The 9,436-nt window shown below is 59.6% G+C and carries 12 protein-coding genes; 5 read left to right on the forward strand and 7 right to left on the reverse strand.

Going from position 1 to position 9,436, the window contains the following annotated elements; all coding sequences use genetic code 11:
• Positions 1 to 10 precede the first annotated feature (10 nt).
• From BMW66_RS17610 to BMW66_RS17630, 5 genes are all read right to left on the reverse strand, one after another.
• Positions 11 to 1,759 carry an OmpA family protein gene (locus BMW66_RS17610; RefSeq protein ID WP_245729535.1) on the reverse strand — a complete coding sequence of 583 codons (1,749 nt, stop codon included), beginning with the start codon at positions 1,757 to 1,759 and terminating at the stop codon, positions 11 to 13.
• 429 nt (positions 1,760 to 2,188) lie between these two features.
• Positions 2,189 to 2,842: a DUF1236 domain-containing protein gene (locus BMW66_RS17615; protein ID WP_093120378.1), complete on the reverse strand. Its 654-nt coding sequence runs from the start codon at positions 2,840 to 2,842 to the stop codon at positions 2,189 to 2,191.
• Positions 2,843 to 2,930: 88 nt separating this feature from the next.
• Positions 2,931 to 3,410 carry a PRC-barrel domain-containing protein gene (locus tag BMW66_RS17620; protein WP_093120379.1) on the reverse strand — a complete coding sequence of 160 codons (480 nt, stop codon included), beginning with the start codon at positions 3,408 to 3,410 and terminating at the stop codon, positions 2,931 to 2,933.
• 361 nt (positions 3,411 to 3,771) lie between these two features.
• Entirely contained in the window at positions 3,772 to 4,128 is a 357-nt protein-coding gene (locus BMW66_RS17625; RefSeq protein ID WP_093120381.1) for a phage holin family protein, read from the reverse strand.
• Between the two features lie 3 nt (positions 4,129 to 4,131).
• Positions 4,132 to 4,479 carry an ElaB/YgaM/YqjD family protein gene (locus BMW66_RS17630; RefSeq protein WP_093120382.1) on the reverse strand — a complete coding sequence of 116 codons (348 nt, stop codon included), beginning with the start codon at positions 4,477 to 4,479 and terminating at the stop codon, positions 4,132 to 4,134.
• A 168-nt stretch (positions 4,480 to 4,647) separates the two neighbouring features.
• Here BMW66_RS17630 and BMW66_RS17635 point away from each other — a divergent pair, with 168 nt between their 5' ends.
• Positions 4,648 to 4,818: a DUF1328 domain-containing protein gene (locus BMW66_RS17635; protein WP_093120384.1), complete on the forward strand. Its 171-nt coding sequence runs from the start codon at positions 4,648 to 4,650 to the stop codon at positions 4,816 to 4,818.
• Positions 4,819 to 4,939: 121 nt separating this feature from the next.
• Positions 4,940 to 5,080 (forward strand): entericidin A/B family lipoprotein, encoded by a 141-nt coding sequence (locus BMW66_RS17640; RefSeq protein ID WP_093120385.1) that lies wholly within the window; start codon positions 4,940 to 4,942, stop codon positions 5,078 to 5,080.
• Positions 5,081 to 5,275: 195 nt separating this feature from the next.
• On the opposite strand, the gene BMW66_RS17645 is transcribed toward BMW66_RS17640, so the two are convergent.
• The gene (locus BMW66_RS17645) at positions 5,276 to 6,154 is read right to left on the reverse strand and encodes a response regulator (RefSeq protein ID WP_093120387.1); all 879 of its coding nucleotides are present in this window, start codon (positions 6,152 to 6,154) and stop codon (positions 5,276 to 5,278) included.
• A gap of 109 nt (positions 6,155 to 6,263) precedes the next feature.
• Between BMW66_RS17645 and BMW66_RS20115 the strand changes: the two genes are divergently transcribed.
• Genes BMW66_RS20115 through BMW66_RS17655 form a run of 3 tightly spaced genes read left to right on the forward strand, consistent with a single transcriptional unit; the run spans position 6,264 to position 8,738 of the window.
• Complete coding sequence (locus BMW66_RS20115; protein WP_139196222.1) at positions 6,264 to 6,425, forward strand: NepR family anti-sigma factor; 162 nt, start codon at positions 6,264 to 6,266, stop codon at positions 6,423 to 6,425.
• Complete coding sequence (locus BMW66_RS17650; protein WP_245729536.1) at positions 6,397 to 6,993, forward strand: RNA polymerase sigma factor; 597 nt, start codon at positions 6,397 to 6,399, stop codon at positions 6,991 to 6,993. The genes BMW66_RS20115 and BMW66_RS17650 overlap by 29 nt, the downstream gene beginning before the upstream one ends.
• A 41-nt stretch (positions 6,994 to 7,034) precedes the next feature.
• Entirely contained in the window at positions 7,035 to 8,738 is a 1,704-nt protein-coding gene (locus BMW66_RS17655; protein WP_139196224.1) for a sensor histidine kinase, read from the forward strand.
• Between the two features lie 38 nt (positions 8,739 to 8,776).
• Here BMW66_RS17655 and BMW66_RS17660 read toward each other — a convergent pair whose 3' ends face one another.
• Entirely contained in the window at positions 8,777 to 9,229 is a 453-nt protein-coding gene (locus BMW66_RS17660) for a hypothetical protein (protein WP_093120391.1), read from the reverse strand.
• Between the last annotated feature and the right edge of the window lie 207 nt (positions 9,230 to 9,436).

Here is a 9,436-nt window from a genome sequence, read left to right on the forward strand (position 1 = left end):
CAAGCCAGCCTTATCGTTCCGCGCGCCGCAGAAGCGGTGTGATGCGGCGCACCGTCGCGCGGCGGTTGGCCCGCTCCGGTCCCCGCACCGCTACGGCAAGATCTGACTCGCCATACCCTTGAATCACCAGGTTCTCCGGCGGAACATCGAAGTATTCGATCAAGGCCAGTGCGACGGATTCCGCGCGCCTGTCTGACAGGGCGAGGTTGTAGCTCGCGTTTCCGACAGTGTCGGTGTGACCTTCGACAAGAAATACCTCGTCCGGATTCTGGTTGATGACGTCGACCATCTGCCGACCCAGGTCAGCCAGATCCTCGGCCTCACGAGGGCGGATTACCGAAGAATCGGTTTGGAAATGCACCGCGTCCAGTGTCACGGGTGGCATCAGCTTGCGAACGGAGCGGATATTGCGCACCTGCCGCAGCGAAAAGCGACGGTCAACATCGGCAGCCAATTCCGCTCTCAGCGCGGATTCAAGGGCGGCACTGTCATTCCTCGAGTAGGTTACGCCGCGCTCATCGGGCCTTGGCAACTCTCGGACATTGACTGGTTCATACTCCTGCTGCGTGTCATCGAAGATGACGACCCGTGTGCCATCGGGGCGTTCACGGACGCGGCGCAGGACCCGGCCGTCCGCAGCGCGGACGGTGATGACCTTGCTGCCATCGGCGCGGGTGATCACAGTGCGGGTGGAGCCGTCTTTGTAGGTGCTCGTTTGCACCTCGTTGCCCGGCCGCTGCAAGTGGACGTCGTCATTTTTCAGCACGCGTAGCTCGCCATTCTGCCGCACGACAACCCGATCTCTGGAACTGGTGACGACCTCGTCGTTGGCCCCAAGTATCTCGTTCAGCGCCAGTGCGCCGAGACCCAGCGCGGCTGCCTTGCCAAGTGTGCTGAGCCCGTCGTCATCGTCGCTCTGCGCCTGTGTTCCGGCTGTTGCTTCGGCGCCGGTTGTGAGCTGCGTTTCGAACTCCTCGTCGCTCGACCTTGAGGACTCTTCGGTCACGGTTCGGGTCGTGACCTCGGCCTCGGCATCTGTCTCGGCATCGGTCGTGGCGGCCAGGGGTTCGCCCTCAGCGGCGTCTTCCTCGGCGCGGCGACGGTCAGTTTCCGCCTCGCGTTCAGACTCACCTATGTCGAGCGATTGCCTGATCTCGTCAACCGCCCCCTCGGCCGCATCTTCCAGCGCGTCGCCGAGGGTGTCGCCCGTCTGCTCGGCGCGCTGTTCAGGCGAATTCTCCATCAGGCCCAGTTCCCGGCTCACGGAAGTCCGAAGCTCTGCGGTCTGCGTATTCTGCACCTCAATGGCGAGGTCGCGCCGGCGGATGACCTCTATCAGTGCGTTCCGGTCCATGCGGTCGAGATCCTGACGCGTCAACTCTTCGAGGTTCCCGGACGTGGTGTCGTCGCCAGTCCGGGCGTTTGCATCGGCCTGCGTTTCGGTTTCTGTATCGGCCTGCGTTTCGGTTTCGACCTGGGCCTGCTCTTCATCCACGCTGGATGACAGGGCCTGTGCGAGTTCTTCCACCACGCCTTCACCCGTGTCGGCCCGTTCCCGGTCTTCCGATTGAGCGGGCTCCGCGTTGGCGTCGGTCCGTTCGGCAAGTTCGGCCTGGACCGCGGCTCGAAGGTCCTCGGGCGGCATGCCGCGTGGATCGATGTCCAGATCGCGTGCCTTGATGAGCTTTAGAAGCTCGCCCTTGTTCAATTGCTCGATTTGAGCCTCTGTGGGTGTCTGGCCCGCATCCAGAAACGCCATGACCTTGGCAAGCACGCCTCGATCTTCGCCATTTTCGCAAGCTTGATTTTCGGCATCCACGCAGGGGACGTTCGACTGAGCCAAGCCCGCCCCCGGGACCGTCAGCGCGAGGCATAGGGTCAAAGCCGTCGTGCAGCTTAGTGTTCCTTGATGCGTCATCTCGGGCCTCCTTGTTCAATCTCGATACTAGCTCAACGCGGGTCGAGCCTCGTGGTTCCACGGATGTTCTCATTTGCCCGGCGTCGTGCTGATTGCGAACGGGTCGATTCACCACACCGGAATGGCCGGCAAGCGGCCTGTCGTGCTCGGCATTGTCGATTGTTCGGGATAATCGGGGGATGGAGAGCCTTCAGGCGATCATCCGATTGCCGATGCTCCGGGAAAATCTGGGGCAGCGCGCGGGCGCTGCCCCATTCGCTCGTCCATCAATCAGCGAGCGATGTGCACGACGGTGCGGTTCTCGGCGTCCACAAGGACCGGCGCACCATTCAGATAGACATAGCGGTATTCCGAATTCGGAATCTCCTGAAGGTCGACGGACTCGGGCAACTGAACGCCCGTGACCACTTCACCTTCCAGGTAGACCGGTTCGAGCCGGTTGGTGCGCACGTAGCGGACCACCTCTTCTCTCGGTTCCGCTGCAGCGCCCGCGGTGCCACCGGCAATTGCGCCGGCCACGGCCCCGACCGGACCGCCAATGATCGCGCCAGCCACCGCCCCGGCAGTGCCGCTACCGACAATCGCTTGATCGTGCTCCTCGTTCTCGTAGGTCACGGTGCCGATTTCGACAGTGGACTGTTCGGACACGATCGGAACGTAGCTGTCGGATACCTCATCGGTCAGGTATTCTCCGTAGGCCCAGCCAGTGTTCCCCTCATAGGAAACCCTGCACCAGTTGCCTTCCTCGAAACAGCCCTCCACTTCAGCGCTGCCTTTCTGGTCAATGACACCGATGATTTCATACTGCGGACCCGGTCCGGCACGCATGTTCAGGTCGGTGACGGCCTGAACGGTCGCGGCCATAGCCGGGGCCGCAGCGAGGCTCAGCGCAGTGGCTGCAAGGGTGATATTGCGTGTATACATGGGATTTCTCCTTCAGGTTTGAACAGGCGACGTAGTCACGCGCCGCCCTTGTCGGCCGGTATGGTCAGTTGGCGAAACGCCGCAGACGTCAGCCGTCCCATTCCGGCATGTTGTCGAGGTCTTCTTCGGTATGCATGGTGGAGATATGCAGCCTGCCGTCCGCTTCCGTGCTGTCACGCATCAGATTGAGATCAGCGAAAGCCACGGCGACGGATTTCGCCCCCATGCCGAGGAAGCCGCCGACGTCGATCACAACTTCGGTGATCTGGCCGTCATCGTTGAGCAGGATCTCTGAAATCTCGCCCACCTCGCTGCCATTGGCATCGAAGACCGTTTGCCCTTTGATCTCTTCGGCTGTCAGTTGCTCACGCTCTTCGCTTGTGAGTTCCGATTCCTGCGTGTTCATGTCCGCATCCTGGCCATCCTCGACATTCATATCGGTCTGGCTTTCGGAACTTTCCGTTGAGGGCGAGGTCTGCATGTCCCCTTCGGTGGAACTATGCGACTCGGCCAGAATCGGCGTCGCGGAAAGTGCGGCGATGGCGCTATATGCAAGAATTTGTCTCATCACGCTTCTCCTTTGCGTCGTGAAGATCCGGCGTCGCTTCGTTTCCGGCGCCTTGAAAATCAACGAAACTGGGCGAGAAAGGTTTCCAACCCGGGGAGAAATATTCCGAGAGATTTTCCGGAACCCATTTCCGCCTTGCGCGTTGGCGGCGCCAGATATCCGCCCCGCGCGTTGCGAGAATTTTCCCCGCTCGGGAAGCGGGGAAGCCTGTTGAGCTGGCTCTTGCGTCAAAGCGGTGTGAGAAGGTTCCGGATCAGGGATATGGACCCTTTCAACAGGATAGCGGAACTCTTGACGATTGCGGCGACGCGCGCCCGTTTTCTTCTGGCGCCAGCATTTGACCTGACACCCTTGTGCAGACCTAGCGGCGCGGATCACGGGCGTTGCGTCCGGCTTGCAGCCCGATTGCGAATCCTTCCGCGACCCGCACCCAAGGATCTTGCGGCGGCTCTTCGTGCGTAGGGGCACCAGGGTCCGATGCCCTTTCGTCACCCCCAGATGCGCTGACATGTGCGCCGAACATCATGAACACGAAACCCAGCACCGCATAAATCCCTCCGATCACCGTGAATGCGACCAAGGCTCCCTCGCGAGAGTCGATGAAAATCCAAAGCGCGACCGTCAGAAACCCCATGCCGACCAGGCCCAGCAGGATTCCAACGACGCTGAATGCGGCGGCGCGCGCGCGCGCCCGTATTCTGCTGAGAACCCCGGTCATCGGCTACTTCCGCCCCGACAGGAACCCCAACAGAAACCCCACGCCAACGGCAAGGCCCATGGCAGCCGCAGGTTGCTGCCGCACGGCATCGGTGGCTTGCTGACCGATTTCTTCCGCGCGGTGCTTTGCGACCTCTATGTGGTGTTCACCGGCCTCGCGCAATTCTTCGGCCTTTTGGCGTGTGCGGGCGGCAGCTGCATTGCCAGTTGTTTTGCCCAATCCGGACAATGTATTGGAAACTGCCGAAACCTCTTGTTTCAGAGCAGCGATTTGCTCGTTCAGCTGTTCGAGATCTTTTTGCATCGATGCCGATGCGTCTGCCGATGCGTCGCTGGATTTGGTCTGAGCCATCGTGAAACCTCTTTCGTTGAATATTGGGGTCTCAACGCGGCAGGCCTGCGCGATGTTCCGATCAGGGCAAAAAATGCCGTGCTTTCAGAGAATCTTTTTTGGGAACTACCGAAACACATCGTGCGTTGTTGCAGGAATCGAGACCCTTGAAGCTTGAAGGAGGCAGATATGCTCTATTGGGCACTTACATTCTTCGTTGTCGCGATCATCGCAGGCATTTTCGGATTTGGTGGCATCGCGTCGGCATCAGCCGGAATAGCTCAGATCCTGTTCTTCATATTCCTGATCCTGTTCGTCGTGGCGATAGTTGCTCGCGCGCTGCGGGACCGCTCGCCCTGATCCGCGGAGGCTGTCTGCGATATGGCGGTGTCCCGGCGTGGATTCCTGGTCCATTCCCGTGAAACTGCGGCGCGAGCGCAACAGGACCGGACAGTGCGTTTTCATTCGATACGGAGGTATCATGTTACACAAACACATTTCGCTTCTTTCCCTGCTTGCCGTTTTTGCCGCAGACGGTTGTGAAACGGTCGAAGGCGCCGGGCAGGATATAGAGAAAGCCGGAGAGGCGATCAGCGATACGGCCCGGCAGGCCGAAGAATGACGGAAGCCGCGAGCCTCGGTAGGGTGGGGCGCGCGCGTTGCATGGCAGCGCACCCCGCGACGCGGAGGTTCCCGTTCAAGCCTGGCATAGCGCGATGCAGAATCTGACACTTCACCCGAAGCGGACCCGGGAAACGATTCCGCAGGCCCGAGTATATCCCGAACCTTGTTGGCTTGCCTTGAAAACACGAGACGCCTAACCGATGGTCGGCGCCTCTCGTCCTTCCTCCCCTTCGTATCGGGCGTCCAGAGTCTCAGTCGAGGTAAAGAACATTGCCTGGCTCACGGCCGAACGCACCTGCTCCTCGGAGTAAGGTTTGGTAATGACAAATGCAGGTTCCGGCCGCTCCCCGGTCAGGAGTTCCTCAGGATAGGCGGTGATGAATATGACCGGCACGTCGCCCGAGGTTTGGAGAATCTCATTCACCGCATCAATGCCGGATGAGCCGTCCGCCAGCCTGATGTCGGACAGGATCAGATCCGGCCGCTCGCGCGCGAACAAGTCCATGGCGGACTTGTGGGTTGGCGCCACCCCGGTGACCTTGTGCCCCGTTTCGGCAACAATCGACTCCAGATCGAGGGCAATGATGGTCTCGTCCTCGATGACAAGAACCTTGCCCGACACGCTGTCCTGCATGTCGGCGAGTGCCTTGTCATAAAGTTCGTTGACCTCCTCGACAGACAGCGAGACGATTGCAGCGACGTCCTCGGGGGTGAACCTCTCGATCGTGCGCAGAAGCAGAATTTCACGCGTGTTCGCGGTGAGTTTGGAAAGGTGCTTGTGGGCGCGTGCGACGATACCGCTATCTATCTCGGCAACTTCGTCGAACTCACCCCACGCGCCTGTCGCTTTCCAGATCGCGTGAAAGGCCTTGAAGAGTGCGACCTTCTGGGAATGCCCCTCATCGAACACCGATCGGTCGTACAAGAGGGCCTCAAGCGTCGCCGCGGCATACCGATCCCCGGACTGCTGGCTCCCGGACAGGGCGCGGGCATAGCGGCGGAGATAGGGTAGCTGGTCTGCGACCATGACTGACAGCGCTTCTTCAGTTTGATTTGCAGACGATTTGGTCATGTGATCTTGTCCCTTCACCCATTTTCACGGAACCAAACGAATTGTTGCTGCATTTGGTTCCTAGAATGAAGTTGTTTTTTTCACGTAGGGAAGGGGTAAGCAGGCGCACATGAGAAAAGAAAACAGAGAAAGCTCAATCGAAGAGCAGATTACAGACAACCTGCGGCGGGCCTTCCGCCGGCGAGCAGAAGAGGACGTTCCCGAACAGTTTCTCGAACTGTTGACCAAACTCCGCGAACAGGATGAGTCTCAAGATGACACGGAAAAATGACCGCCCACGGGCGGTCGACCCGCGCGATGAGATCGTTGACCATCTTGGTCCCATGCGTGCCTTTGCCCTGTCGCTTACCGGCAATCACGCCGAGGCTGACGATCTTGTTCAGGAGGCGCTGGTCAAGGCATGGAAGAACATCAGCCAGTTCGAAGCCGGTACTAACATGCAGGCCTGGCTGTTCACGATTTTACGCAACACATTCTATTCCTCCCGCCGAAAGAGCAAACGCGAAGTCGCTGATCCCGATGATCATTTCGCCGGCACTCTGGCAGAGAAACCGGCGCATGATGGACGGTTGCAGATGAACGAGTTCATGGTCGCGTTCAACACACTTCCCGCTACTCAACGCGAGGCGCTCGCATTGGTGGGGGCGTCGGGTTATTCTTACGAGGAAGCGGCCGAGATGTGTGGCGTGGCCGTCGGCACGATCAAGAGCAGGACAAACAGAGGACGCGCCCGGCTGGTTGAACTTCTGAGTCCAGACGATGGGAGCTATCAGGACATGACAGACCAAGTTACCGCAGCCGTCGTGAACGCCGGCAATCCGACCGGACGCGCGTCTTGATAAGATTGTTTTCGCGACCGTTTGATGGTCTGGCGACCCGCGTGGCGGGCACGCTTACCATTGCGATGCTGCCAATCGGCGCCATCGCGATTGCTCAAGCCGTGGAAATCAGCCGTGAAGAAGCCCGGCGCAAGGAAACCGTCTTGCTGACAGCCACGGCAGAGGCGGCGATCGGAGAAGCGCTCGCGATCGCGTCTGCCCGCGGGGCAGCGTCCACGCTGACGGCAGAAATCATCCGCCGCGGCGGCAGCGCGACTGCAGATTGCTCGGCGATGTTTGAGAGTGTGGTTCGCGAAAACCTGCAATTCTCATTCGCCGGGTACGCGTCGGCCGGCGGCAAGATAGTCTGCGGGTCCAGCGCCCTGGGCCAAGACATCCGCGAGGGCGTCGTCTACAAGGCGATGGAGGTCGACAAGAAGCCGACCGTGGTTGCCAACCGCAAGGGCATAATCGGGGGCCACTCGGTGATCGTGGTGGCCGCTCCAGTCTTCGTTGGAACAAAATACCAAGGGTTTGTCGCAATTTCCGTGCCGCACACGCGCATCCACAAGATTATTGGTGGAACGCCATCCGATAGACCTCTCGATATCGTAACCTTCAACGCGGCGGGCGCGGTCCTGTCTTCCGACGCGGGCCAAGACGCACTGTCAAGGGAGCTGCCGGCCGGGAGGTCGCTCAGTTCGCTGATCTCGATGCACCAATATGCCTTCTCCGGGCATACTCAGGCAGGCGAGAAACGCACCTTCGCAGTGGTGCCAATCTTTCCAGGTGTGGCTTACGCCCTTGGAAGCTGGAATGCTGACCCGACGATGGGGTGGGCACGATTGTCGACGGTTGTGTTTCCCGCGCTGATGCTCATCGTGGGTTTGGTCGTTGCCTTCACGACCGTCAACCGCACGGTGATCCGCAGGATCTCCAGGTTGAAGACGAACATGTCCGAATTCGCACTCTCACGCCGCATAGAGCCGATCACGCGAAAGCGCCAGTTGCCACGCGAGTTCAGGGAAATCGACACGGTATGGGTCAAACTGGCAGAAAAACTGGTGCGTGACGAGGCCGAACTTGAAGAGATGGTGCGGCAGAAGAATGTCCTTTTGAAGGAAGTGCACCATCGGGTGAAGAACAACCTGCAACTTATTGCTTCCATTGTGAATCTTAAGTTCCGCCGCGCCACATCGGATGAGGCTCGCCGATCCCTGAGCGAGGTGCGAATGCGGGTTTCGAGCATCGCCACGGTGCATCAGGCGCTCTATACCAATAATTTCACCGGAAAGGTGCGAGCGGACGAGCTCCTGGCCGAGGTGATAGATGCCACGATCACCGCTGGCTCCAGCGGTGTTGGGGAGATCCAGGTGTCGCAATCCTATGATCGGATTCTACTCTACCCCGATCAGGCGGTACCTTTCCTGCTGCTCGCCTCGGAAGCGGTCACCAATGCGTTAAAATACATTGGTCGTCCGGCAGAAGGGCCGCCCATGCTGTCGGTCACGCTTTCCGACCCCGGGGGCGGTCACGCGGAGTTTCGAGTGTTCAATTCAGTTGGCGTGCCCCTTCTGCCGCCCGCGCAGGTGCAGGGATCGGGCCTGGGGCGGTCATTGATCGCCGGGTTTTCGAAACAGATTGGCGGGGAGGTCCAAACCGTCCAGACGGACGAGGCATATGACTTCTGCCTGACCTTCACGCCGGCCCCGTTCGATCCCGAAATCCAGCCTATCACGCTAAACGATATTGATGGCGACCAATAGCAAGGCCCCCGGGTTCAGTTCGCCGCGATTGTGTCTGCTCAAGTCCCGTACTCGGGTAAAGCTTCCAACTCGTTCATGGTCTTTGCAACGACCACGTGATCAAACTTGCCCTCGGCGGTCACCGCCACTTCGATATCGGCCGTCACCACCGCAACGGGCTTTTCTGCGATGCCGAGGAAACCGCCGATATCGATCACCACGACCTGCCTGGCAGCCGAATCTCCTTTGCCCAAACCTCTGATCTCGCCAACCCACTCGTCATTCGGATCGTAAACTCGCAATCCGATCAGTGACTCAAGGTCGCTGATCTCACTCCCGGCCACGAGTGTGAACGTGCTCTCGCTGGCCACATCAATCTTCTCCGTGATCTCGCCTATCTTGCCGGAACGCGCGCTCTCGGCATCGGTTTGCACATCCTGCGCATGGGCGGTGTTCACGGCACACCCTGCGGCCAGGACGGCACCAAGGCGGACCGTATGTTTTGTGGTCATCGCCGTTCTCCATGCGTTCGACATGAGAATGAACCTTCTGCGACATGACAACGCACTGGTGCAGTCTGGGTTCCACTGACCAGATCTCAGCGTTGCATTCACGCGAAAAAAAGTAAGCGTCCGGCGTCACTGCTCTGCCGCGCATAGAGGGTGATCGATAGTGTCCACTACGAGATAGTGGACACTATGGGGGCGTGATGGCGCGTC

The sequence above is a fragment of the Salinihabitans flavidus genome (genome assembly GCF_900110425.1).
GTDB lineage: Bacteria > Pseudomonadota > Alphaproteobacteria > Rhodobacterales > Rhodobacteraceae > Salinihabitans > Salinihabitans flavidus.